The organism is Lactococcus cremoris subsp. cremoris KW2, assembly GCF_000468955.1.
GTDB classification, from domain to species: domain Bacteria; phylum Bacillota; class Bacilli; order Lactobacillales; family Streptococcaceae; genus Lactococcus; species Lactococcus cremoris.
Genome location: NC_022369.1, coordinates 2393945 through 2420007, shown reverse-complemented (window position 1 = coordinate 2420007; position 26063 = coordinate 2393945). Strand labels below are relative to the sequence as shown.

The window sequence follows — 26063 nt, the reverse complement described above, 5'->3', positions numbered from 1 at the left end:
AGTAAGAAGATGGAAAATATTAATGACAAACTTATCGGTAATCTCTTAAATTGGTATATAAAAATAATTAGAAAGTGATGAGTAAATAGATGTTAAAACAGATAGAAATGGCCCATTGGATGTTGAAAGACATCATAAATGTTGATGACGTTGTGGTAGATGCAACGATGGGGAATGGCTATGATACGCTTTTTTTAGCAGAATTAGGAGCAAAGGTCTATGCTTTTGATGTACAAGAGGCAGCCCTAGAAGCAACAGAAAAGCGTTTAGAAAACAAAGCAATAAAGACGCAAATAGTGAAAAAAGCTTCTCCAGTTGACCAGTCTAGCCTACCACCAAAGGAACAGGCTTTCAATGGAGTTTCTATTACAGAGCCGTCAGTAGACTTGATTTTGGCTGGGCATGAAGAACTGATTAATTACGTTCAAAGTCCGGTTAAAGCTGCTATCTTTAACCTTGGTTATCTACCTAAAACGGATAAAAATATAGTTACAAGGGCAGAAACGACTCTGTCAGCATTATCGTCCCTGACAGATTTGTTGGTTGTGGGTGGTAGGATTGCGCTTGTTATTTATTACGGTCATGAAGGAGGAGAGGAAGAAAAAAATGCTGTCATTAATTGGGCTTCAACTTTGCCACAAAAGGACTGGGAAGTGACTTCTTATGCACCTCTTAATCAAATTCATACTCCACCAATTCTAGTACTTATTGAAAAAAGAAAATGAATTTAAATGAACAGTTATGAATTTTGTGTATTCTTTTATCTCTTGTTTTTTCCAAAAAAAAGAGTAAAATAGAGAAATGCTTAATTTTTAAGTAAAAAAACTATTTTAAAGAGGTAAATATAAACATGCAAGGAGTTCTTCTCGCGCTTGTTCCAATGTTTGCTTGGGGTTCTATCGGATTTGTAGCTAACAAATTTGGTGGAGATGCTAAACAACAAACACTTGGAATGACATTAGGCGCTTTTGTTTTTGCACTTATTGTTTTCTTATTCCGTATGCCAACATTGACATGGCAAATTTTCTTAATTGGATTTATTGGTGGTTTACTTTGGGCGATTGGTCAATTTGGTCAGTTTAATTCAATGAAATACATGGGTGTTTCTGTAGCAAGTCCACTTTCTTCAGGAAGCCAATTAGTCATTGGTGGTTTAATTGGTGTATTTGCTTTCCATGAATGGACAAAACAAATTCAATTTATTCTCGGATTTATTGCGATGGCTGTCTTAGTGGTTGGTTTCTATTTTTCTGCTAAACGTGACCCTGAAAATGCTGTTGTTGAAGAAGGACGTAATTATACTAAAGGTTTGACGGCTTTAACTTACTCAACTTTGGGTTATGTTGTTTATGTTATTTTGTTTAATAACTTGTCAGCACTTTGGTTCAATGTTCATTTTGATACATTGACAATCATTTTACCAATGTCAGTTGGAATGATTTTTGGAGCGCTTGTAATGGGTCGTTTCAAAATTAAAATGGAAAAATATGTATATCAAAACATGATTGTTGGTTCAATGTGGGGCGTAGGTAATATCTTTATGCTCATGGCTGCTAGTGCGGCTGGTAATGCCATTGCCTTCTCATTCTCACAATTGGGTGTCATCATTTCCACTATCGGAGGAATTCTTTTCCTTGGTGAAAAGAAAACCAAAAAAGAATTGGTTTATGTTGGAATCGGTATTGTTTTGTTCGTAGCAGGAGCAATTCTACTTGCGATTGTGAAATCTAAAGGTTAATAAAAAAAGCTGTCAGTAAATAGACAGCTTTTTTATTCGCTAATTTTACTGACCAATTTTTCTGTCAGTAAATTTTAGAGTTTTTCATTAACAAAATTAACAAAATGATTCCAAAAAACTTTTGGAGCACTACTACGTGGTACTGTTTTTTTAGCAACTAAAGGAATCTTCTCTGCTGTACAATTTGGAAGATAGCCTAAACTATCTTTCACTGTGGTAGAAAGAGTGACTAATTTTTGATTTTTAGTGATTGTTGCTTCAACTGTGGCATTCTTTTTCTTATCGAACTTGATTACTAATGGTTTCGTGTCAGCACTACCATCTGTAGCGTAGGGAACAACGGGGGTGACATTTTGTGGCGCAACAAGTTGAACTGATTTTTCTTTTCCATCAGTCACAGCAATTTCTTTAAAATCATCTAAAGATTGATTTTTTTGTACAAGGTTGGTTGTACGCCAATGCCCGTAAACATAGTTCATTAGCTGATTTGTTAGGGTAAACGGTGTTGAGTTATCAGCGGCAGGATCTGTGGCTTCTAAAACAACTGTGATAATTCTGAAACCATTTTGATTGGTTGTTCCAGCAAAACAGTCAATTTGGAAACTAGTTGACCCCGTTTTTAAACCATCTACACCAGTTCTTGAAGTAGAAAATCCACTAAGCATTTGGTTGGTATTGGTTAAAGTCATTTTTTCTTCATTACCTGTATCAAAAGGAATTTCTGTTTTCTTAGTAATTTGAAGAACTTCTGGAAAATCTTGAATTAAGTGATAACTGAGTGTTGCAACGGCTTTTGCACTCATTGTATTTGTTGCTGAGGCGCCAGAACCTGGATAAATATGACCATTCAAATCATCATTTGGTAAGCCGGAAGCATTGACGAGATGGCTGTCAGTAATTCCCCAATCTTTCATTTGTTTTGTCATCATATCAACAAATTTTGGTTCTGAGCCAGCAATTTTTTCAGCTAGAGCGACAGCAGCAGAATTTGCGGATGGAAGAAGCAACGCATTCAATAAATCTTTGACAGTATACTGACCATTTTGAGCTAGCGGAATGTTGGAAGCATTAGAATTTTGAGTTAATTCATAAGCATAGTCTGAAATAGGAACCTTAGTAGTCCAAGTTAATTTATTCTCAGCTACATTTTTGTAAACTAAATAAGCCGTCAGTAATTTTGTGATAGAAGCAATTCGTGTGCTTGCATCATCAGCATTTTGCGCGTATAAAATTTTACCACTTGAGGCGTCAATAGCAATTGCTGATTTTGCGGCAACTGTAAAGTTATTTGTTGTAGTAGTATCAGCACTGACAGCAAAGCCCGAAAGGACTGATAAACTCATCAGTAAAGTACAAAAAATAATTGCAATTTTTTTCATGATTTGATTATAACATAGTGACTTAAGAGATACAAATAGCCCTCAAATAATGTATCAGCACTTTTTAAACCCACAAGTAAAAAGCTAGAAAAACTCTAGCAAATTTTTGTCAGAAAAAAGGTAATCTCAATTATCTAGAATATGCTTTTTATTTTGTAGGCAATTTGGTTATCCCTAAAAATTGAAGGAGACACCTAACCACAGGGGCATATTTTACCTATTTTGTGATAAAATTAAACTAGGACAAACTCGCGTGGATCATCCACATTTTTAAAATGTTTATGAAAATTTATTATAAAAGGAGAAAAATTTGAATTGATTTTAAAACATGAGGAAATTGTTTTAGTTCTAAAAGAAAAAGTAATTTAGGACTAGGGGAAAAAATAAATATTAGTGTCTTAGAATTTTAAAAAAGGAATATCAAATTATGAGAGAAGTACCATTTTGGCCGATATTAATCTTTTTTGCGTTTTTTATACTAATTTATCTAGGGCTAATAATAGCGATAGTCATGACGGCATTTGTCAATACTTTTCGTAAAAATGAAAACATAGATGAACTGTTTTTAGATAGATTTGAACGGCTGACTAAAGAATATTTTTATACTTTATTTAAAAAAGGATATAAACCTAAAAAAGCAGAGCTACCTGAATGGATTCGATGGATAAGTAAGCCCTAAGGGAAATGTTTGCTTAGTCCTTGATTTTAGAAAGACGAAAAGTGTTAGTATGCTTAAAAATAAGAATGTTATTCCAAGTCTTAATTCTATTAAACGAATAATTTAGGAGTTAAAGGCAAGTGACCGATAATATTTTATAATTCATTGGAAGAATCTATTTAAAACAAGAACCTTAGTTACTTTAATGTTATCCTTTTTCCCCACCCTGTACTTGAAAGTACACCTTATCTCCATTTAGAAAGGAGTTTATGAATAAAGACAGACTGTCTATTATCATAGAAATAATTTTTATTTTACTACTCATTGTTTATGCTATTCATCAGCTAGACTATTAAACATTCATGGAGGGATATATCATGAAAAAAGACGAAATCATCGAACTATCAGACGGACAAATTGCAACAATTATTACTGGAGATGAATCTAGCATTTTAAATAATAGTTATATTGTTAAACTTGAAAATGGAGAGGTTAGAGTGGTTGACAGAAAAACCTTGACTCTAGCAGCAACTAAATAAGTCAAAATATAGGCTTAATCGCTTTTTAAAAAAGGATTGAAAGTAAAAAAGGAATGCCAGTTCCTTTTTTACAACTATTCTAAAAAATAGATTGACAATCACTATAAAAAATGATATTATATTAAACGGTACTTTTTACTTTGGACTCTCAGGAGAACTTGTATAAGTTGCTAAACTTCTTGTCAGAACTTGGCTTAAGCGACCATATACTGACTAAAAAATTGATAAAAGAAATTGAGTTCGATTTCCCATATTCTAGGAAAATAGACAAATGTTTCCAAGGAACTTCGTTCCTCTCCAACATTTTCTAAGTTTCTACGAATATAAACGGTCAATCTCACATCTTAATCATCCAATAAAAAGAAAGGAATGCTTTTGTATTTCTCATCGCTTCGCAGAAATGTGGAAAAATATAAAAAGCAGACAGTAAAATGCCTACAATTAACCAATTGGTACGCAAACCTCGTCGTGCTCAAGTGACTAAATCTAAATCACCAGCAATGAACGTTGGCTACAACAGCCGTAAAAAAGTACAAACTAAACTTGCAAGCCCACAAAAACGTGGAGTAGCAACTCGTGTTGGTACTATGACTCCTAAAAAACCTAACTCAGCGCTTCGTAAATTCGCGCGTGTACGTCTTTCAAACCTTATGGAAGTAACAGCGTACATCCCAGGTATCGGACACAACCTCCAAGAACACAGTGTTGTACTTCTTCGTGGTGGACGTGTAAAAGACCTTCCAGGGGTACGTTACCATATCGTTCGTGGTGCACTTGATACAGCAGGTGTCGCTGACCGTAAACAAAGCCGTTCTAAATACGGTGCTAAAAAACCAAAAGCTTAAGAAGGGAGATAAGTAAGAATGCGTAAAAATCGTGCCCCAAAACGTGAAGTTTTGGCAGATCCAATGTACAACTCAATCGTCGTAACTCGTCTTATCAACCGCGTAATGCTTGATGGTAAACGCGGTGTTGCGGCTCAAATCGTTTACGGTGCCTTCAAACAAATTGAAGAAGCTACTGGAAACAACCCACTCGAAGTCTTCGAAACTGCTATGGAAAACATCATGCCAGTTCTTGAAGTTCGCGCTCGTCGTGTCGGTGGTTCTAACTATCAAGTCCCAGTTGAAGTTCGTCCAGAACGTCGTACAACTCTTGGTCTTCGTTGGTTGGTAACAATCGCTCGTAACCGTGGTGAACACACTATGCAAGACCGTCTTGCTAAAGAAATCTTGGATGCAGCTAACAACACAGGTGCAGCAGTCAAAAAACGTGAAGATACTCACAAAATGGCTGAAGCTAACCGTGCGTTCGCTCACTTCCGCTGGTAAAATCTATTTGTGGTGCAGCTGCTTCGTCAGAAGAACCCTCGCGTACTTGAGTACGCTTCGGAACCTTCTTTCTCGCTTCTGCTTAGCAAATAAACTTTACAATCTAAAAAAGATTGCGAAAACATCGAATTGATGTAAAAACGAACATTACCGGGCTTGGGCTCCTCGCCTGCTCGGTTTTGTTTTAATTTTTTAACATAAATTTGATACAATAAAACTAATGAGAAATTCTCATGACTAAAATCAAATAGGAGAACAAAATGGCTCGCGAATTTTCACTTGCTAATACACGTAATATCGGTATCATGGCCCACGTCGATGCTGGTAAAACAACAACAACTGAACGTGTTCTTTACTACACTGGTAAAATCCATAAAATCGGTGAAACTCACGAAGGTGCATCACAAATGGACTGGATGGAGCAAGAACAAGAACGTGGTATCACTATCACATCTGCAGCAACAACTGCGGAATGGAAAGGTAATCGCGTAAACATCATCGACACACCAGGTCACGTGGACTTCACAATCGAAGTACAACGTTCACTCCGTGTTCTTGATGGTGCTGTTACCGTTCTTGATGCTCAATCAGGTGTTGAACCACAAACAGAAACTGTATGGCGTCAAGCGACTGAATACGGTGTTCCACGTATCGTTTTTGCTAACAAAATGGACAAAATCGGTGCTGATTTCTACTACTCACTTTCTACTTTGGGAGATCGTTTGGGTGCTAATGCTCATCCAATCCAAATTCCAATCGGTGCAGAAGATGACTTCATCGGTATCATTGACTTGGTAACTATGAAATCTGAAATCTATACTAATGACCTTGGTACAGATATTAAAGAAACTGTTGTAGGTTCAGACGAATTTAACGCTGAATTGGCATCTTTGGATTTCAATGCAGAAGAATACACAGAACTTGCAAACGAATGGCGTGAAAAACTCATCGAAGCAATTGCTGATTTCGATGAAGATATCATGGAAAAATATTTTGCTGGTGAAGAAATTCCTGAAGCAGAACTCAAAGCAGCTATCCGTAAAGCAACAATCAATGTTGACTTCTACCCAATGCTTGCTGGTTCTGCCTTCAAGAACAAAGGTGTTCAAATGATGCTTGATGCAGTTATTGACTACCTTCCAAGCCCACTTGATATCCCAGCTATCCAAGGTGTTAACCCTGATACAGACGAAGAAGACGAACGCCCAGCTTCAGATGAAGAACCATTTGCAGCTCTTGCTTTCAAAATCATGACTGACCCATTCGTTGGACGTCTTTCATTCTTCCGCGTTTACTCAGGTACACTTGATGCTGGTTCATACGTTTTGAATACTTCAAAAGGTAAACGTGAACGTATCGGACGTATCCTTCAAATGCACGCTAACACTCGTAAAGAAATCCAAACAGTTTACGCTGGGGATATCGCTGCTGCTGTTGGTTTGAAAAATACAACAACTGGTGACTCATTGACAGATGAAAAAGCTAAAATCATCCTTGAATCAATTGAAGTTCCAGAACCAGTTATCCAATTGATGGTTGAACCTAAAACTAAAGCTGACCAAGATAAGATGGGTGTTGCCCTCCAAAAATTGGCTGAAGAAGATCCAACTTTCCGTGTTGAAACAAACCCAGAAACTGGTGAAACAGTTATCTCTGGTATGGGTGAACTTCACTTGGACGTTCTTGTTGACCGTATGAAACGTGAATTCAAAGTTGAAGCAAACGTTGGTGCGCCTCAAGTTGCTTACCGTGAAACATTCCGCGCTGGAACTTCAGCACGTGGATTCTTCAAACGTCAATCAGGTGGTAAAGGTCAATACGGTGACGTATGGATCGAATTCACACCTAATGAAGAAGGTGCTGGATTTGAATTTGAAAATGCTATCGTCGGTGGTGTCGTTCCTCGTGAATTCGTACCAGCCGTTGAAAAAGGTTTGGTAGAAACTATGGCTAACGGTGTCCTTGCTGGATACCCAATGGTTGACATTAAAGCTAAACTTTATGATGGTTCATACCATGATGTCGATTCATCAGAAACTGCCTTCAAGGTTGCCGCTTCTCTTGCAATGAAAGAAGCTGCTAAAACTGCGAAACCAGCAATTCTTGAACCAATGATGAAAGTTACAATCACTGTTCCTGAAGAAAACCTTGGAGATATCATGGGTCACGTGACTGCTCGTCGTGGTCAAGTTAACTCAATGGAAGCTCACGGTAAATCACAAATCGTTAATGCTTTCGTTCCACTTGCTGAAATGTTCGGTTACGCAACTACTCTCCGTTCATCTACACAAGGACGTGGTACTTTCATGATGGTATTTGACCACTATTCAGACGTACCTAAATCAGTACAAGAAGAAATTATTGCTAAAAACGGCCGTAACGCTGACTAAGCTTTAATTTAAAAAATATGAAATAACCTGTCAGTAATGATGGGTTATTTTTTTACTGACAGCCCTCTTTTTGGTTTAGTTTCACTTTATCTTGGCTTAATGAACTATTAAGTCAAGGAAGTTATAATGTATTTATTCCAAAAAAATTTTTTCATAACTTTACTCCTAAAAGTGAGAAAGCAGTATCTAAGTAATACTGCTTTTTTTATTTCTATCATTGAATTATTACTTAAAACACAGTATTGTTAAAATTTTGACAAACTATTAATGATAGTGTAGACTATAAATTAGATACTTTGGAAAGTCTTTAGTAACAACTTATAACAGCTTTGCTGTCATTTTATGGAGAAAATTTTATGGATATGAATCAAGTTTCACAAGTTATGTTAACCAATCTAGTATTAATCATCGCGTTGGCAATTATTGTTAGTGTGATTTGGGCTCTTATTAAATATTCTATCGTTGACATTGTTTGTGAGTACGATTTAGAGCATCCAATTATTACGTTTTTTATCATTTGGATCATTCCATTCGGTTTTTGGATTGAGATGTTTAGAAATACTTGGGTAGACAATACAAAACGACTGGTTGCTTCAAATGCTTACAAAGGAAATGAATAATGAAAGAACACAAAAAAGGAATAAAATTACCGCTTTACGCTGCTATTTTGGGACTTGTTGTGTTGGCGCTTATTATTATTGTTGTGGTTTTTCATAATTTATCCTCTGACAGAAGTCCAAAAATGACAGGGAGTTCCTCAAAAAAACTTGTGTCTATTGATGATCAAATTGGAAAATGGGCAGAAACTTATACTGCTGGAAATACAACATGGAGTACAAATATTGTCATCAAAAAAGATGGAACATATGTTCGGCATGATACCGCAGGTGAAGATAATCTTTTGGTGAATCAAGGATTGGAACTGGCAGAAACATCGGGAAAAATTACAAAAGGTAAAGTTGAAGTAAGTAGCAAACCTTTTGCTAATGTAAAGTATGTTTATGAAATTCCAAATAACGGAGTTTCTAATGAAAGTTCCGCCACTGATAAAAGTACAGCTGTGAAACCTGTAGTTTATTTTAAACTTACGAACGCATCAGTATCAACGAATCAAGGTGATGGAAGAGTGAAAGTCGAAGAAAATCATGATGTGACATATCTTTTTGGGATAGAGGGGACCTATGAATACTCATATAGTATTGCTCGGGGAAGCACAAATGAACGAGCTTTAGTGAGTAATTCGGGGGAGATGGTCTTTAACCGGTCTAAGCTTTCACAAAATTTTGATATGCCTGTAAAAGAGTTAGTCATGCCTGATTGTAGGGATTTAACGGAGAGTGAAACGGTGGATAAAATTCAAAATGTATTACCTTATCACAGAAACTTTTTATTCTATGACCAAGAGGGGAAGCAATCGAATGCAGAAACTGCAGGAGATTTACCGCTGGATTACGTTTATAATTTAACCACACAAAAGCGAGTGAATGCGGGAGAAAGTTTTTTGAGTACAGATGTCTTGGCTATTTATACAGCTAAAAAACCACTTGTGAAAATGAATCTGTCAGAAATTGCGCAAGGAAATTATGAAAGTATTCAAGGAACTTGGTTAAATGAGTCTGGAAATACAATTATCGTCAGTGGAAATACGATGTCTATTTCGGATTTCACTGCTACAAAAAATGCTATGTCAGCAAAAGTTGACGGTCTCAGTATTGATATTCCTAGTTTGAATGATTCGGCAACTGGTGCGCCCAAAAAGACATCAGGTCAAAGCACAGATGATAAAGCAAAAGATTTTAATCCATTTGCTGGGCAAGCAGAGTATGATAAAAATTTGAAGGTGAGTGAATCGGTTCAAACCGCAGGAGTGTTGGAGTTTGGGACTACTTTAGTCAGTTCGGGAATTTATTTTGGGTTTGCTCCAGAAAATGTGAGTGTAATTTATGGAGGGGCAGATGTCACAGATGATACTAAAGCTAGAATTTTTGTCAATGGTGGACAAAACGGAGTGGCCTTTAGTAAGCCTTATTATTTACAAGGGGAGTAAAAATGAAAAAAGATAAAAAAGGCATAAATGTACCACTTTATGCCTCGATATTAGGATTTATTGCGCTAGCCTTTATTATTGTTTTAGTGATTGTTCATAGTTTGTCAGCTGTTGGAAGAACAAATGCTTCGAAAGTAACAAAAAAGTCTACGCAGCATTCAATTTCGTCTACCAGACGATCGAGTCAAAAAGCGAATCCTTCTTCAGTAGCACCAACAGCTGATTTTTCAAAATGGGCTAAAAGTTATAATTTTTATTATTTAAAATCGGGCGATGCCCAATCAAGTTTGACTATTAGTCAGGATGGAAAAGTGATACAGTCACAAAATGCTTCTGACAAGCGTGTTTTTACAGGAAAAGCAAGTATTTCTTCGGATAATAAAGAGGTACTGAGTTATGTGATTAATGGTCAGTCTACGTTTAAAATGCCAAAGCAGAAAACGATAAAAGCTGATGTTAAAATTCAGGTGACATGGGATAGTGATGGAAGCATCCAGGATTATTATGGTTATCAAACCTACACAGGTCAATATGCACTGACAGACGGAATTGCGCGTGCTTCTGGGGTGGATGAAGTATGGGTAAGCGACGTGGACAGTGGAATGAATTTATCAGAGATTATCTTAGGAAATTACGAAAGTATCCAAGGGACTTGGGAGAATACTAAGGGAGACATACTACTGGTGGCTGACAATGGAAGATGCTCGGTTTCTGCATGGAAATGGTCAGGAAATTTAAGGATTGGTGGCACCGTACCAGAGGGAATTTACGACCATATTGCTTGGGCTTCTGGTAGTCCAGCTCCTATGCCAGATGGGATTGCATTTATGTTCGCTCCAGCAGGTGTATCGCCAACTAATGTTGGTGGTCCAGATTTAACTGATAGTTCAAAGGATAGGATTGTTGTCTGTAATAATGGAGGACAAACTGTTTTTGGTGAGCCAGATAGTGCCTATTACAAAGTAAAATAAGTATTAATCAGTAACTTTTAGTTTCATTTTATCTTAACTTAATGAAAGATTAAGTGTGAGTGACTATAATGAACTTATTCCAAAAAAGTTTTTTTCATAAATTTACTCCTAAAACTGAACAAGTGGTATCTAAATGATACTGCTTGTTTATTTATTGAAGTCAAAAAAATACTGATAGAGGCTCATTTATGAATCTGGAAGCTGTCAGTAAATTGTTTCATGTGAAACTTGAATGTTCGGAAATACCATGCTATAATAAGCTTATCAAATAGGAGATGAGATAATAAATGAAAAGAAACGAACGTTTAGTTGATTTTACAAATTTTTTAATTAATCATCCCAATCAAATGCTAAATTTAAATGAACTGAGTAAACATTATGAGGTAGCCAAATCCTCTATTTCAGAAGATTTAGTATTTATCAAACGTGTTTTTGAAAACCAAGGAGTAGGTCTGGTTGAAACATTTCCAGGTAGCCTTGGAGGAGTTCGGTTTACACCTTACATTACTGACGAACGTTCGTTGGAAATGAGTCAGGAAATTGCTGAACTTTTACGTGAAGAAAATCGAATTTTACCCGGAGGATATATTTATCTGTCAGATATTTTAGGCACTCCATCAAATCTTCGTAAAATCGGTCAAATTATTGCTCATGAGTATCATGAAAAGCAAGTTGATGTTGTCATGACCATTGCAACAAAAGGAATTCCAATCGCTCAGTCGGTTGCTGAGATTTTAGATGTTCCCTTCGTAATTGTCCGTCGTGACCCTAAAGTGACCGAAGGAGCAACGCTCAATGTAAATTATATGTCGGGTTCAAGTTCTCGTGTTGAAAATATGACCTTATCCAAACGGAGCCTTTCAATCGGTCAAAATGTTTTGATTGTTGACGACTTCATGAAAGGCGCAGGAACAATCAATGGAATGAGAAGTCTTGTTCATGAATTTGATTGTTTACTTGCTGGTGTTGCCGTTTTTCTTGAAGGACCATTTAAAGGTGAACGATTGATTGATGATTATAAATCAATCTTGAAAGTTGACCGAATTGATATTGCCAATCGTTCAATTGATGTTCAATTGGGAAATATATTTAATGACAAATAAAAAAGTTACTGACAGACATTCTGTCAGTAACTTTTTTTGCTTATTTATTTAAAAGAAAGAAATTTTATTGAGTGGCCAAACTCGTAATTTGGCTTCACCAATAATCGCTGAACGTTTGAAACTTCCAACTGCTCGGCTATCTTGAGACACAACACGATTATCTCCCATCAAGAAGTATTGTCCGTCAGGGACTTTGACTGTAAAGGTTGGATTACCAGTACTATCAGTTGTAAAAGCTTTGGTGCTCTGAGCTAAGCTTACAAATAAACTACGATTTTGATCAGTTAATGCTTTTGTCAAAGGATAGTTCCCGTAAGTTTTTTCCAATTGACCATCAGCCAATTGTTTTTGATAGTCTTTGAGATAGTTTTCTGGATAAACCTTATTATTGATAGTAAGTTGGTCATGGTCGAATTTTATAGTGTCCCCAGGCATCCCAACGACACGTTTGACAATATCTTTGGTTGAACCATCAGCCGCGTTTTCTTTAGCAACTACAATATCAAAACGATTAATTTTTGTCGTTCTAACAATTACAAGTCTTTCTTTATCGGCTAAAGTAGGGTCCATTGAATGGCCATCAACGACAACTAGTGACCAAATAAAGACGCGCGAGAGAAGGACAGCGGCGATTATAAAGATAAATAATCCCCATTCTTTTAAAAATTTCATCATATTATTACTTTCTATAATTGAGCGATTTTCATCGCTTTTTGTGTATTGGCAAAATGTAATTTAGCTAAGTGATTCAGAGCATCAATCCCTTGACTCTTAATGATTTGAGCAGCAACTTTGTCAGACAAATTTCCTGCGCCACTGGGTAAAGTAAAGCCAGATTCTTTTGATAACTTTTTGAGATTTTCCAAAAACTTATAACGAGAAATAATTGAACTAACTGCAACAGCTAAAAATTGATCTTCAGCTTTTGTCAGTAAAGTTACGTTTGTCAGTGGGTGATTTTTTTCTGCGCTAACATATTTTTTATAATTTGCTTCGGTTGTGAAAGCATCGATAACAATACTTTCAGGCTGGCTACCGAGTTGCTTTTCAAGGAGATAAATTGCTTGATTATGTAAGGCAACCTTGATGCTGACAGCATTATAGCCCGAAGCAATCACCTCGTTATACTTCTCAGGCTCAACAACCAAGGCAACATGAGGAATCTCCTCTATCAATTTGGGGGCAATCTGACAAATTTTTTCGTCAGTTAATTTTTTAGAATCAGTGACACCCATTTCTTTTAAAAATTTCAAATGATTATCACTGACAAAACTTGCAGTAACCATTAAGCCACCAAAATATGAACCATTTCCTACCTCGTCAGTCCCAATAAGATTAGTTTGTTTTTTAGGAACAACTTGAGCAACATGTCCAAATTCACTTGCAATTTTTTCAGCATCACTTCCTTGAAAGACTACTTTTCCAGATGTATAAACAGAAATAGAAGTTTTTCCAACTTTAGCAAAAAAGCGAATATAAGGATTTTTAGAAGTTTGCTCGTAAGATTTATATTTTTCAGAGAGTTGCTGACAGGCATTAGAGCTTAATTTTAGGACAATATTCATAAGATTATTCTACCATAAATAAGAGGTTCGCGAATAAGAATCCAACTATTTGTTTAAAATATTTCTTATTAAAACCTATTATACCAAACCTCTAATAAAATAAATAAAAAAATCTCCATATTTTAAAATATAGAGAAATTTAAAAGTTAATCTGTTTTTTCACTTAAGCTTCCATCTTGCATTAAGTAAACTTTATCGCAAAAATCCACCAAACGTAAATCATGAGTGACCATGATTGTTGCTTTATTTTTTTCTTTCGCTTCTTTTGCCAATATTTTAACGACTTCGTAAGCTTTTTCAGTATCTAAACTTGCAGTCGGCTCATCTGCCAAGATAATGGAGGGGTCATTGTAAAGCGCGCGTACAATCGCAACTCTTTGACGCTCTCCACCAGAAAGCTCATCAGGATATTTATCAATTAATTTGTCTAAACCTAGGCGACTAAGCAAGTCTAGACCAGATTTATTATTTTTTCCTTTAGTGACTTTATCGACCAGTTCGAGCTGTTTTTTGACAGTAAGAAATGGAACAAGATTAGAGGCTTGCAAAATAAAACCAATTTCCTCAAAACGAACTTTAGCGCGTGCTTTTTCTTTCTTTTCGCTTAAAGTCTGACCGTTAATCCAAATTTCTCCAGAAGAAGGACTTTGCAATCCACCGGCAATAGTAAGAAGAGTGCTCTTGCCAGAGCCGGAAGGACCGATGATTGCAACAAATTCTCCCTTATCTACTGAAAAATTGGTTTCTTTCAATGCTTCAATTGTTTCGTCGCCATCTTTAAAATTCTTTTTGACATTTTTTAACTCAATTGCTTTCATTCTATTTCCTCCTACCTACCCGATTGCTTTCAAGGGATCAATCTTGACAATTGTCCTTACAGAGAACAAAGCGCCAATAATTGCGACTAAAACCATTAAGAGGGCGATGACGCCAAAGAAAAGAAGGTTTGTTTGAAAAGGGACCGCCTCAGGTAAAATCAAAGCAGAAGCAATCGTTGCTAATAAACCTATAGTCACTCCACTAACAGCTAAAATAAAAGTCTGGGCAATGACTGAATTGGCAATAAAACGGCTAGAAATTCCTTGAGCTTTCATTACTCCGAAAATTGCTATCTTTTGCATGGTCAAAACATAAATAAAGATTCCAATGACTACTGCAGCAATCACGACTAAAAAGCCAATCATGAAACCAAAAGTCAAAACTTGAGCACTATAACCTGGGAGCTTATCTATAAATTTACTGATGGATAATTTTTGAAGACCTTTAGGTTGCTGACTCACTTTCCCACGCGTAACAATAGCGTTATAAGTAGTTTTAGGTTGAAAACTAGAATTGGCACCGTAACGGATAGTTTGGAAAGTCTCCATAGAAGTATAAAGCACAGGAGAAATATTAAACTTAGCGTTATCTGTAAAACCTACAATCAGCAAAGGTTCATTGTTGGTTGCCAGCTTTACTTTATCTCCTATTTTATAATGATATTGTTTTTTCAAGCTAATATCAGCGACCACCTCGCCACTGCTTTTAAAGGATTTTCCTTCGATAACTTTTGGATTTAAAAACTCCTTTGAATTTATACCAAAAAAGCTAACGTTTTGCTTCTTATTTTCGTCAGTAGCATCATAAATGATACCAGCAGCTTGGGCGAGGACCGCTTTTTCTTTAGCGGTAAGTTCATTGGCGAGATCAGGATCAATCATTGACATGTTGAGAGAATCATTTGCTTTCTCAGATAAAAAAATATCGGAAGCGTTCCATTTATCAACAGCCATTCGGTTTTCTTGAGCAAGCCCGTAGGCCAAGCCTGATAGGAAAAAAACAAGATAGGCAATTAAAAACATAACCCCGATCACAAGGGCATACCTCAATTTTGAATGTCTGATTTCATTAATCGCTAAAAACATACTATCTACCTCTTTTCTAAAATAAATATACACTTTTTCTAAATCAACTGAATAAAAAATTAAAAAAGCTCTATTTAATATTGTATTTTATAAATCTATCTATTAAAAAAAGTGTATCACACTTCAAATAAAACTACTATTAGATTGCTTAAGTCTTCTAATATCAATGGAATAAATATTCAACAGCAAAATTTTAATAACAAAAAAATTAAGAGCACTAAAAGCAATTAAAATATAAAGCATTAGAAGCAAAAAAGCCTTGACAAAGCGAGGCGGAATATGATATGATGATAAACGGTATTGTTTACCCCATTTTTGTGGCCCCGGAAACCCAAAAATACTTTGCAGGACTCTTACACCTGCTGTAAACAAATTCTAGTAAAAGGAAAATAACCAAAATGATGAAAACTACATTCATGGCTAACGCTCAAAACGTTGACCGTAAATGGTACGTCGTCGATGCAACTGATGTTCCTCTTGGACGTCTTTCTGCAGTTGTCGCAAGCGTACTCCGCGGAAAAAACAAACCAACATACACACCACATACTGATACAGGTGATTTCGTAATCGTTGTTAACGCTGAAAAAATCAAATTGACTGGTAAAAAAGCAACTGATAAAGTATACTACTCACACTCACTTCACCCAGGTGGATTGAAATCAGTTACTGCTGGTGAACTCCGTGAAAAGAATGCTGTACGTTTGATTGAAAAATCAGTAAAAGGTATGCTTCCACACAACACACTTGGACGTGCTCAAGGCATGAAACTTAAAGTGTTTGTTGGCGCAGAACACACACATACAGCTCAAAAACCTGAAGTCCTTGACATCACAGGTTTGATCTAATCAGGAAGGAACGAACATAATGGCACAAGTACAATATGCCGGCACAGGCCGTCGTAAAAATGCAGTAGCACGCGTACGTCTCGTACCTGGTACTGGTAAAATCACAGTTAACGGACGCGAAGTAGAAAGCTACATCCCACACGCAGACATGCGTCTTGTTATCAACCAACCATTTGCAGCTACACAAACAGAAGGTAGCTACGACACTCTCGTAAACGTAAATGGTGGTGGTGTATCTGGTCAAGCAGGAGCTATCCGTCACGGTATCGCTCGTGCATTGCTCCAAGTAGACCCAGACTTCCGTAGTGCTTTGAAACGCGCTGGACTTCTTACACGTGACGCTCGTATGGTTGAACGTAAAAAACCAGGTCTCAAAAAAGCCCGCAAAGCATCACAATTCTCAAAACGTTAATATTATTCATATATCAATGTTTAAAACACTCTCAAATTGGGAGTGTTTTTTATTATTTAATTTAAACTATAATGTAGAGAAATTACTATATTTCCTATTTTATTAAAAAAAACAATAACCAAAGAATCGCGTAATATCAGGGTTTAAGAGACAATAAGAAAAAAAGATTGAAAAAGCCACATTAAATTCTTGACAGGGCGAGATAGGTTTGATAGAATATAATAGTTGTCGCGAGAGACGAGCGTTGAAGCGCGACAAGCTAGACCATTGAAAACTGAATAAAGAAGAATGACTCATGTGATGTAGCAATACATCAAAAATCTGTCAATCAATAATGAAAGACAAGCCAGTCACTTCGGTGACTTAAATACTTTATTTGAGAGTTTGATCCTGGCTCAGGACGAACGCTGGCGGCGTGCCTAATACATGCAAGTTGAGCGATGAAGATTGGTGCTTGCACCAATTTGAAGAGCAGCGAACGGGTGAGTAACGCGTGGGGAATCTGCCTTTGAGCGGGGGACAACATTTGGAAACGAATGCTAATACCGCATAACAACTTTAAACACAAGTTTTAAGTTTGAAAGATGCAATTGCATCACTCAAAGATGATCCCGCGTTGTATTAGCTAGTTGGTGAGGTAAAGGCTCACCAAGGCGATGATACATAGCCGACCTGAGAGGGTGATCGGCCACATTGGGACTGAGACACGGCCCAAACTCCTACGGGAGGCAGCAGTAGGGAATCTTCGGCAATGGACGAAAGTCTGACCGAGCAACGCCGCGTGAGTGAAGAAGGTTTTCGGATCGTAAAACTCTGTTGGTAGAGAAGAACGTTGGTGAGAGTGGAAAGCTCATCAAGTGACGGTAACTACCCAGAAAGGGACGGCTAACTACGTGCCAGCAGCCGCGGTAATACGTAGGTCCCGAGCGTTGTCCGGATTTATTGGGCGTAAAGCGAGCGCAGGTGGTTTATTAAGTCTGGTGTAAAAGGCAGTGGCTCAACCATTGTATGCATTGGAAACTGGTAGACTTGAGTGCAGGAGAGGAGAGTGGAATTCCATGTGTAGCGGTGAAATGCGTAGATATATGGAGGAACACCGGTGGCGAAAGCGGCTCTCTGGCCTGTAACTGACACTGAGGCTCGAAAGCGTGGGGAGCAAACAGGATTAGATACCCTGGTAGTCCACGCCGTAAACGATGAGTGCTAGATGTAGGGAGCTATAAGTTCTCTGTATCGCAGCTAACGCAATAAGCACTCCGCCTGGGGAGTACGACCGCAAGGTTGAAACTCAAAGGAATTGACGGGGGCCCGCACAAGCGGTGGAGCATGTGGTTTAATTCGAAGCAACGCGAAGAACCTTACCAGGTCTTGACATACTCGTGCTATTCCTAGAGATAGGAAGTTCCTTCGGGACACGGGATACAGGTGGTGCATGGTTGTCGTCAGCTCGTGTCGTGAGATGTTGGGTTAAGTCCCGCAACGAGCGCAACCCCTATTGTTAGTTGCCATCATTAAGTTGGGCACTCTAACGAGACTGCCGGTGATAAACCGGAGGAAGGTGGGGATGACGTCAAATCATCATGCCCCTTATGACCTGGGCTACACACGTGCTACAATGGATGGTACAACGAGTCGCGAGACAGTGATGTTTAGCTAATCTCTTAAAACCATTCTCAGTTCGGATTGTAGGCTGCAACTCGCCTACATGAAGTCGGAATCGCTAGTAATCGCGGATCAGCACGCCGCGGTGAATACGTTCCCGGGCCTTGTACACACCGCCCGTCACACCACGGGAGTTGGGAGTACCCGAAGTAGGTTGCCTAACCGCAAGGAGGGCGCTTCCTAAGGTAAGACCGATGACTGGGGTGAAGTCGTAACAAGGTAGCCGTATCGGAAGGTGCGGCTGGATCACCTCCTTTCTAAGGAATATATACAAAGACGTGAGCATTCAACTTTATTCAGTTTTGAGGGGTTTAGTCATAAACCTAAGCAAGAATCAAATTCTTGATTGTGGGGCCTTAGCTCAGCTGGGAGAGCGCCTGCTTTGCACGCAGGAGGTCAGCGGTTCGATCCCGCTAGGCTCCATTGTCAGACAAGACGTTAAAATCACTTGAACATTGAAAACTAAATAACAATATCTAATAACGATAAATAAACCAAAGAGCTGTGAATTTTAAAGAATTTACAAACTTATACTTGAAAAACGATGATTATAAATCATCATGGCAAAGTTAATAAGGGCGCACGGTGGATGCCTTGGCACTAAGAGCCGATGAAGGACGTGACTAACGACGATATTCTAGGGGGAGCAGTAAGTACGCATTGATCCCTAGGTCTCCGAATGGGGAAACCCAGCTGCTACTAGCAGTTATTCATGAGTGAATACATAGCTCATGTAAAGGTAACGCAGAGAACTGAAACATGTAAGTACCTGCAGGAAGAGAAAGTAAAAACGATTTTGTAAGTAGCGGCGAGCGAACGCGAAGAAGGGCAAACCAAGAAGCTTGCTTCTTGGGGTTGTAGGACTGCAACGTGGACTTAAGCATTATAGTCGAATAACCTGGGAAGGTTAATCAAAGAGGGTAATAATCCCGTAGACGAAATAGCGCTTATACCTAGCAGTATCCTGAGTAGGGCTGGACACGCGAAATCCAGTTTGAATCCGGGAGGACCATCTCCCAACCCTAAATACTCCTTAGTGACCGATAGTGAACCAGTACCGTGAGGGAAAGGTGAAAAGAACCCCGAGAGGGGAGTGAAATAGCACCTGAAACCGTGTGCCTACAAGAAGTTCGAGCCCGTTAATGGGTGAGAGCGTGCCTTTTGTAGAATGAACCGGCGAGTTACGTTATGATGCGAGGTTAAGTTGAAGAGACGGAGCCGTAGGGAAACCGAGTCTGAATAGGGCGACTTAGTATCATGATGTAGACCCGAAACCTAGTGACCTATCCATGAGCAGGGTGAAGGTGTGGTAAGACGCACTGGAGGCCCGAACCAGGACACGTTGAAAAGTGTTTGGATGACTTGTGGATAGCGGAGAAATTCCAAACGAACTGGGAGATAGCTGGTTCTCTCCGAAATAGCTTTAGGGCTAGCGTCGAAATGTAAGTGTATTGGAGGTAGAGCACTGTTTGGGTGAGGGGTCCGTCTAGGATTACCAATCTCAGATAAACTCCGAATGCTAATACACATGTTCGGCAGTCAGACTGCGAGTGCTAAGATCCGTAGTCGAAAGGGAAACAGCCCAGACCAACAGCTAAGGTCCCAAAATATATGTTAAGTGGAAAAGGATGTGGGGTTGCACAGACAACTAGGATGTTAGCTCAGAAGCAGCTATCATTCAAAGAGTGCGTAATAGCTCACTAGTCGAGTGACCCTGCGCCGAAAATGTACCGGGGCTAAACATATTACCGAAGCTTTGGATTGATATTTTATCAATGGTAGGAGAGCGTTCTTAACCGCGATGAAGGTATACCGTGAGGAGTGCTGGAGCGTTAAGAAGTGAGAATGCCGGTATGAGTAGCGCAAGATAAGTGAGAATCTTATCCACCGTAAGACTAAGGTTTCCAGGGGAAGGCTCGTCCGCCCTGGGTTAGTCGGGACCTAAGGCGAGGCCGAAAGGCGTAGTCGATGGACAACTGGTTGATATTCCAGTACTAGATATGATCGTGATGGAGGGACGCAGTAGGCTAAGAGATGCCAGTTAATGGATTCTGGTCTAAGCAGTGAGGTGTGAGATGTGTCAAATGCATTTCTCTCTAACATTGAGCTGTGATGGGGAAGCAACTACGGTTGCGAACTCTCTGATGTCACACTGCCAAGAAAAGCTTCTAGCGTAAAGTCATATCTACCCGTACCGCAAACCGACACAGGTAGTCGAGGCGAGTAGCCTCAGGTGATCGAGAGAACTCTCGTTAAGGAACTCGGCAAAATAGCCCCGTAACTTCGGGAGAAGGGGTGCTGGTGTAAAAGCCAGCCGCAGTGAATAGGCCCAAGCAACTGTTTATCAAAAACACAGCTCTCTGCTAAACCGCAAGGTGATGTATAGGGGGTGACGCCTGCCCGGTGCTGGAAGGTTAAGAGGAGTGCTTAGACGTAAGTCGAAGGTATGAATTGAAGCCCCAGTAAACGGCGGCCGTAACTATAACGGTCCTAAGGTAGCGAAATTCCTTGTCGGGTAAGTTCCGACCCGCACGAAAGGCGTAATGATTTGGGCACTGTCTCAACGAGAGACTCGGTGAAATTTTAGTACCTGTGAAGATGCAGGTTACCCGCGACAGGACGGAAAGACCCCATGGAGCTTTACTGTAGTTTGATATTGAGTACCTGTAAGTCATGTACAGGATAGGTAGGAGCCATTGAAATAGGGACGCTAGTTTCTATTGAGGCGTTGTTGGGATACTACCCTTGACTTATGGTTACTCTAACCCGCTGGCATAATCGGCCAGGGAGACAGTGTCTGACGGACAGTTTGACTGGGGCGGTCGCCTCCTAAAGAGTAACGGAGGCGCTCAAAGGTTGGCTCAGATTGGTTGGAAATCAATCGTAGAGTGTAAAGGTAAAAGCCAGCTTGACTGCGAGAGCTACAACTCGAGCAGGTAGGAAACTAGGACTTAGTGATCCGGTGGTACCGCATGGAAGGGCCATCGCTCAACGGATAAAAGCTACCCTGGGGATAACAGGCTTATCTCCCCCAAGAGTTCACATCGACGGGGAGGTTTGGCACCTCGATGTCGGCTCGTCGCATCCTGGGGCTGTAGTCGGTCCCAAGGGTTGGGCTGTTCGCCCATTAAAGCGGCACGCGAGCTGGGTTCAGAACGTCGTGAGACAGTTCGGTCCCTATCCGTCGCGGGCGTAGGTAATTTGAGAGGATCTGTCCTTAGTACGAGAGGACCGGGATGGACTTACCGCTGGTGTACCAGTTGTTCCGCCAGGAGCACGGCTGGATAGCTATGTAGGGAAGGGATAAGCGCTGAAAGCATCTAAGTGCGAAGCCCACCTCAAGATGAGATTACCCATTCGTAAGAATTAAGAGCCCAGAGAGATGATCTGGTAGATAGGCTGGAAGTGGAAGAGTTGCGAGACTTGGAGCGGACCAGTACTAATCGCTCGAGGACTTTACCAAAAGAGTCAAATATAAAATGCTTATGGTTTAGAAGTTAGAAGAATTGTTATTTAGTTTTGAATGTTCAAAGTAACATTTAATGATTTGGTCATCATTGCGATGGAGATACACCTGTTCCCATGTCGAACACAGAAGTTAAGTCCATCTACGGCGGAAGTACTTGGGGGTTGCCCCCTGGGAGATATGCGAGTGGCCAAGTTTGGGAGTTTAGCTCAGCTGGGAGAGCATCTGCCTTACAAGCAGAGGGTCAGCGGTTCGATCCCGTTAACTCCCATTGGTTGTTTCAGCCATTAATTGAATAAAGAGTTTGGAAGGGTAGCGAAGAGGCTAAACGCGGCGGACTGTAAATCCGCTCCTTCGGGTTCGGGGGTTCGAATCCCTCCCCTTCCATTTGTTTTATACTTGTACGGGCATAGTATAAAGGTAGTACAAAGGTCTCCAAAACCTTTGGTGTGGGTTCAATTCCTGCTGCCCGTGTTTATAGTATGGCGGATGTGGTGAAGTGGTTAACACACCAGCTTGTGGCGCTGGCACTCGCGGGTTCGATTCCCGTCATCCGCCTATTTTATTGGGGTATAGCCAAGCGGTAAGGCAAGGGACTTTGACTCCCTCATGCGTTGGTTCGAATCCAGCTACCCCAGTTGTTATGTTTCGCCGAAGTGGCGGAATAGGCAGACGCGCCAGACTCAAAATCTGGTTCCTTCACGGGAGTGCCGGTTCGACCCCGGCCTTCGGCATAACATAAAAGCTAACTTTGCCTATTGTTAGCTTTTTTTATAGATATTTATAGTATTGATAAACAAAAAAGTACTGACTTTTATTAAAGTTAGTACTTTTTATTTTAGTGAATATGCCTATTAATCTTATTAATCTTAGTTAAAAAAATCGTAAAGCCTGAATGGAGACACTTGCTCCAATAAGGATGAAAATATATCCGATAATCAAGGATTTGAGGATATTTCCATCCCCATGGACGATAAGGGGAATCAAAAATCCTACAAAGCATAGAATAGGGGTCCATGTCCTGGTTGCTAGATTATGCCATGCTAGATAAAAAATTACTAATGAAAGAATCGCGCCTATAGCTAGAAGTAAAACAAGTAGTGAAGAGTTGATTGCTGTTAAATTTCCATTTATCCAGAAGACTCCATGTTTTAGTATTTCATCCACCTTTCCTCGGTAAGTCCCATCAATATCATACCGTTGCCAATCTACTTTAAAAAATGTATGGTTAAAAATAATATAAATGATGGTAATAATTAGTGTAAGGATAGAATATAGAAATAAGATCCACCTTTTAAAAATATTTGATTTGTTTATAAAATTTTTCATAGTTCTCCTTTTTACATTATTTTTTAATAAGGTAATAGCTTAAAAAATGTGTCTAGTAGTTTGATTGCAGGTCCACCCAAAAGATTCACTGAGCTATGGATAATCGCGCTTTCGATAAAATTATTTCTTTTTGAATAAACCCAAGTAATAATAAAAGAAAGGATGAGATATGGAAGTAAGTACCAAGAAAATCCCGTATGGACAAGAGCGAAAAGTACAGAAGAGATGATAAAGGCAACCTTTTTATTAGTTATTGATCCAAAAATATAACTTCTAAACAATAGTTCTTCCGAAAGTGGAACAATAATTCCTAAAATATATTTTTGACAAATGGTTGGTAGTTGGCCTAAAATATCCGACATATCAGTATCACTCGTCACGGAAGAAATAATGTGTGTTTTTAGGACAAGTACTGTTACTAGATAATTAATTGCTAAAGTGAAAAACGCAATCCCCATTAACTAAAAAATACGCTTTAAATGCCAGTTCTTAAGTGTATTTTTTAGATACCCAAGCTTCCAAGCAATTATAAAAATGAGTATTAATACCAAAGTCATTAATAGTGGGAAGGTCCAAGAGGAATTAGTATATAAAAAATCGGTAAAGAAAAAGATTCTTTTATTAAAGAAATAGGCAAAAACTAAAACAAGAGGATATTGATAAAGAATGTTTAATAAAAGAAAAAATAGAATTCCTAAAATATTAATTTTGTATTTTTTTAAAATCATGGCTGTTCTCTTATAAAAATTTTTAGTGAGTGTTGCAGGTTCATCACTATAAATTTTTGAAGTTCATTTAAATTCTTCTTCATAAGTATCTCCTTTGTTATAAAAAACTATATATTCAAACTATTTTGAATATATAGCATAATAGTAGCACTTGATCAATAACATGTCAAAGAAGTTTGTGTATTTTTAATATAAATGCCATTATTTAATCAAAAGTAGTATGTATAATAAGTTTCATCTAATGAAAAAATAGATAAACTGACCTATTTATAATAGGTCAGTTTTATTTTATAGTAAGGGTTTATTCAAAATCTAGACCTGTTATATTTTTTGAAATCTGCCAAAGTCTATCTGCGTCATTGTGGCCTATTGCATGCGGACGTAAGCCTCCAGAAAAATTATTAGCTTCTTCTGATGTCATAAGTCTGGCAATATTAAGGTCTTCACAATAAAGACCACCCTTACCTTCTAAATCAGGGCTTGTTGAGGCCCAAAGAGGTGTTGCGGCACCTTGGGCTATTGTTTTTAGATAACGATATTTACTTCGGTCAAAGCCGGATTTAAGTGCATTAAAAAATACGGGGATATGAATTAATTTAAAATAGTCGGCTAGGTAGCGGAGCCAAGGGATAATAGGTGAATTTTGACGACCAATATTTGTCATTGGAATCATACCAGGGTGGACGGCAAAACTTCTAATTCCATATTTTTTTCCTAGTTCATCTAGTTTTATTGAAAATAAAACGTTGGCAGTTTTAGATTGTTGGTAGCCTATTTGGGGACTGTAGTTTTCTATTTTTTCAAAATTCCAATCTTCTAGTAATGGTGTCATTTGTTGAGCACGACTGGATAAATTTATAACTCTTGAGTTTTTTGCATTTTTTAAAGCGGGTAAAAGTTCCATTGTTAATTGATAGTGGCCTAGATGGTTTGTGGCAAAGTGATATTCTATTCCTCGAGAATCTCTTTTTAAAGGAAGGTACATTAATCCAGCTGAATTAATAAGAATATCTAGTTTTGAATTATTTTGCAAAAAACTTTCGGCAAATTGATGAATACTTTTTGGATTGGTGAGCTCAAGGGGAAGAATGTCAATATTTTTTATTTTAGATAAATTTTTCTTGGCTACCTCCATTCTTCGGGCGGGGATAATAATTTTTGCTCCAGCACGTGAAAGTTGTTTGGTCATCTCTAAACCAATACCAGAATACCCACCAGTGATGATGATTGTTTTTCCTGAAAGATTAATATTTTTCATAACTTTATTTGCTGTTGTTTTATAATTAAATTTGTAGTTTGCTATTGGTTCTTGATTTGACATAATAAAATTTTCCTTTGTGTTATAATATTTATATGATACAAGTGTAACAGCAAAAAAGAACTTTTACAATTAACTTTGGACGATTTGTCTTTAAAAGTGACAACAAAATGAAAGTGTAACAGAAATGAAGCGAAAAGAGCAATATCAAGATTTTCATGACTTTATTATTGAAGGAACGATGTTGTGTTTAGAGAAATATACAATCAATGAATTGCCATTGACAGAAGTTTGCAAAAAAGCCGGGGTGAGTCGGATGACTTTCTATCGGCACTTCAAAAATAAGGAAGAAGTCGTATTAGAGTATTTTGAGCTAATCTATGATAAATTTCTTAAAGAACTTTTGGAGCTAGAAAGTATTAACTCACTTATTTTAAGTGAGAAGTTGGTGGGACTATTTGTTGAGCAAGAAGAAGAAATAGAAAAAGCTGTCAAGGGGAATTATTATTCGCTGGTTTTTCAGGTATTTGCTCAAAAGATGACTATTTTTTATAATGAAACAACGACTTGGGCTGATTATCTAGGGACAAAGCAAAAATTTTGGAACGATTTTATGGCTGCTGGTTTATTTTATGTTTTAGGAAATTGGGTGAAAAATGGCTGTCAAGACTCTTATGATGAAGTGGTGAAGATGGTTGTAGAATTCCATGAATAAGTGAACAGATAAAAAGGCTCAAG

Annotated in this window: 22 protein-coding genes, 7 tRNA genes and 3 rRNA genes; 24 read left to right on the top strand and 8 right to left on the bottom strand. The window is 38.3% G+C overall.

The annotated features are described in order from the left end of the window. Window positions 1–89 precede the first annotated feature (89 nt). Together mnmM and KW2_RS11665 are read left to right on the top strand one after the other, a co-directional pair. Window positions 90–725 (top strand): tRNA 5-(aminomethyl)-2-thiouridylate-methyltransferase MnmM, encoded by a 636-nt coding sequence (gene mnmM / locus KW2_RS11670; protein ID WP_021038042.1) that lies wholly within the window; start codon window positions 90–92, stop codon window positions 723–725. Window positions 726–850: 125 nt separating this feature from the next. After that, complete coding sequence (locus tag KW2_RS11665; protein WP_021038041.1) at window positions 851–1738, top strand: GRP family sugar transporter; 888 nt, start codon at window positions 851–853, stop codon at window positions 1736–1738. A gap of 74 nt (window positions 1739–1812) precedes the next feature. On the opposite strand, the gene KW2_RS11660 is transcribed toward KW2_RS11665, so the two are convergent. Continuing rightward, window positions 1813–3117, bottom strand: a complete 1305-nt coding sequence (locus KW2_RS11660; RefSeq protein ID WP_021038040.1) for a serine hydrolase — start codon at window positions 3115–3117, stop codon at window positions 1813–1815. Window positions 3118–3544: 427 nt separating this feature from the next. On the opposite strand from KW2_RS11660, the gene KW2_RS11655 reads away from it, so the two are divergent. The 9 genes from KW2_RS11655 to purR all read left to right on the top strand — a co-directional run bounded on the left by KW2_RS11655 (window position 3545) and on the right by purR (window position 12156). After that, window positions 3545–3796 (top strand): hypothetical protein, encoded by a 252-nt coding sequence (locus tag KW2_RS11655; RefSeq protein WP_021038039.1) that lies wholly within the window; start codon window positions 3545–3547, stop codon window positions 3794–3796. A gap of 356 nt (window positions 3797–4152) precedes the next feature. Continuing rightward, window positions 4153–4314 (top strand): hypothetical protein, encoded by a 162-nt coding sequence (locus tag KW2_RS11650; protein WP_021038038.1) that lies wholly within the window; start codon window positions 4153–4155, stop codon window positions 4312–4314. A 431-nt stretch (window positions 4315–4745) separates the two neighbouring features. Then, complete coding sequence (rpsL, locus tag KW2_RS11645) at window positions 4746–5159, top strand: 30S ribosomal protein S12 (RefSeq protein ID WP_003129874.1); 414 nt, start codon at window positions 4746–4748, stop codon at window positions 5157–5159. 18 nt (window positions 5160–5177) lie between these two features. Beyond that, window positions 5178–5645: a 30S ribosomal protein S7 gene (rpsG, locus tag KW2_RS11640; RefSeq protein ID WP_003129876.1), complete on the top strand. Its 468-nt coding sequence runs from the start codon at window positions 5178–5180 to the stop codon at window positions 5643–5645. 260 nt (window positions 5646–5905) lie between these two features. Next, on the top strand, window positions 5906–8035 hold the full coding sequence (gene fusA, locus KW2_RS11635; protein ID WP_011836173.1) for an elongation factor G: 2130 nt from the start codon (window positions 5906–5908) through the stop codon (window positions 8033–8035). 329 nt (window positions 8036–8364) lie between these two features. Continuing rightward, a complete protein-coding gene (locus tag KW2_RS11630) occupies window positions 8365–8655 on the top strand; it encodes a prenylated Rab acceptor (RefSeq protein WP_244878739.1) in 291 nt (96 codons plus the stop codon). After that, complete coding sequence (locus KW2_RS11625) at window positions 8655–10082, top strand: DUF6287 domain-containing protein (protein ID WP_021038036.1); 1428 nt, start codon at window positions 8655–8657, stop codon at window positions 10080–10082. Before KW2_RS11630 ends, KW2_RS11625 begins: the two co-directional genes overlap by 1 nt. Window positions 10083–10084: 2 nt before the next feature. After that, window positions 10085–11053 (top strand): DUF6287 domain-containing protein, encoded by a 969-nt coding sequence (locus KW2_RS11620; RefSeq protein WP_021038035.1) that lies wholly within the window; start codon window positions 10085–10087, stop codon window positions 11051–11053. Window positions 11054–11340: 287 nt separating this feature from the next. Continuing rightward, the gene (purR, locus tag KW2_RS11610) at window positions 11341–12156 is read left to right on the top strand and encodes a pur operon repressor (protein WP_010906422.1); all 816 of its coding nucleotides are present in this window, start codon (window positions 11341–11343) and stop codon (window positions 12154–12156) included. A gap of 48 nt (window positions 12157–12204) precedes the next feature. On the opposite strand, the gene lepB is transcribed toward purR, so the two are convergent. The 4 genes from lepB to KW2_RS11590 form a co-directional block, all read right to left on the bottom strand. After that, complete coding sequence (lepB, locus tag KW2_RS11605) at window positions 12205–12831, bottom strand: signal peptidase I (protein ID WP_011836168.1); 627 nt, start codon at window positions 12829–12831, stop codon at window positions 12205–12207. Window positions 12832–12842: 11 nt separating this feature from the next. Further along, entirely contained in the window at window positions 12843–13721 is an 879-nt protein-coding gene (gene rnhC, locus KW2_RS11600; protein WP_021038034.1) for a ribonuclease HIII, read from the bottom strand. A gap of 146 nt (window positions 13722–13867) precedes the next feature. Beyond that, window positions 13868–14539 (bottom strand): ABC transporter ATP-binding protein, encoded by a 672-nt coding sequence (locus KW2_RS11595; protein ID WP_011677310.1) that lies wholly within the window; start codon window positions 14537–14539, stop codon window positions 13868–13870. Between the two features lie 15 nt (window positions 14540–14554). Beyond that, on the bottom strand, window positions 14555–15625 hold the full coding sequence (locus tag KW2_RS11590; RefSeq protein ID WP_021038033.1) for an ABC transporter permease: 1071 nt from the start codon (window positions 15623–15625) through the stop codon (window positions 14555–14557). Between the two features lie 398 nt (window positions 15626–16023). Here KW2_RS11590 and rplM point away from each other — a divergent pair, with 398 nt between their 5' ends. From rplM to KW2_RS11530, 12 genes are all read left to right on the top strand, one after another. Next, window positions 16024–16470 (top strand): 50S ribosomal protein L13, encoded by a 447-nt coding sequence (gene rplM / locus KW2_RS11585; protein WP_010906417.1) that lies wholly within the window; start codon window positions 16024–16026, stop codon window positions 16468–16470. A 19-nt stretch (window positions 16471–16489) separates the two neighbouring features. Continuing rightward, window positions 16490–16882: a 30S ribosomal protein S9 gene (rpsI, locus tag KW2_RS11580; protein WP_004254378.1), complete on the top strand. Its 393-nt coding sequence runs from the start codon at window positions 16490–16492 to the stop codon at window positions 16880–16882. Window positions 16883–17254: 372 nt separating this feature from the next. Further along, window positions 17255–18801 (top strand): 16S ribosomal RNA (locus KW2_RS11575). A 93-nt stretch (window positions 18802–18894) separates the two neighbouring features. After that, window positions 18895–18967, top strand: a tRNA-Ala gene (locus KW2_RS11570). A gap of 139 nt (window positions 18968–19106) precedes the next feature. Then, a 23S ribosomal RNA gene (locus KW2_RS11565) occupies window positions 19107–22007 on the top strand. A gap of 83 nt (window positions 22008–22090) precedes the next feature. After that, window positions 22091–22206, top strand: a 5S ribosomal RNA gene (rrf, locus tag KW2_RS11560). Together the 16S, 23S and 5S rRNA genes with 7 tRNA genes alongside form the textbook arrangement of a ribosomal RNA operon. Before the next feature lie 2 nt (window positions 22207–22208). Then, a tRNA-Val gene (locus tag KW2_RS11555) sits at window positions 22209–22281 on the top strand. Window positions 22282–22316: 35 nt separating this feature from the next. Further along, window positions 22317–22397 (top strand) — tRNA-Tyr (locus tag KW2_RS11550). Window positions 22398–22413: 16 nt separating this feature from the next. Next, window positions 22414–22484 (top strand) — tRNA-Trp (locus tag KW2_RS11545). Window positions 22485–22495: 11 nt separating this feature from the next. After that, window positions 22496–22568, top strand: a tRNA-His gene (locus KW2_RS11540). An 8-nt stretch (window positions 22569–22576) separates the two neighbouring features. Next, window positions 22577–22648: transfer RNA gene (locus KW2_RS11535), tRNA-Gln, on the top strand. Window positions 22649–22660: 12 nt separating this feature from the next. Further along, window positions 22661–22744, top strand: a tRNA-Leu gene (locus tag KW2_RS11530). 139 nt (window positions 22745–22883) lie between these two features. Here KW2_RS11530 and KW2_RS11525 read toward each other — a convergent pair. The 3 genes from KW2_RS11525 to KW2_RS11515 all read right to left on the bottom strand — a co-directional run bounded on the left by KW2_RS11525 (window position 22884) and on the right by KW2_RS11515 (window position 25388). Next, window positions 22884–23339: a hypothetical protein gene (locus KW2_RS11525; RefSeq protein ID WP_021038032.1), complete on the bottom strand. Its 456-nt coding sequence runs from the start codon at window positions 23337–23339 to the stop codon at window positions 22884–22886. Between the two features lie 23 nt (window positions 23340–23362). Then, a complete protein-coding gene (locus tag KW2_RS12305; protein WP_244878738.1) occupies window positions 23363–23797 on the bottom strand; it encodes a CPBP family intramembrane glutamic endopeptidase in 435 nt (144 codons plus the stop codon). A 571-nt stretch (window positions 23798–24368) separates the two neighbouring features. Further along, a complete protein-coding gene (locus KW2_RS11515; protein ID WP_021038031.1) occupies window positions 24369–25388 on the bottom strand; it encodes an SDR family NAD(P)-dependent oxidoreductase in 1020 nt (339 codons plus the stop codon). Window positions 25389–25512: 124 nt separating this feature from the next. Between KW2_RS11515 and KW2_RS11510 the strand changes: the two genes are divergently transcribed. Then, a complete protein-coding gene (locus KW2_RS11510) occupies window positions 25513–26040 on the top strand; it encodes a TetR/AcrR family transcriptional regulator (RefSeq protein WP_021038030.1) in 528 nt (175 codons plus the stop codon). Window positions 26041–26063: the final 23 nt, after the last annotated feature.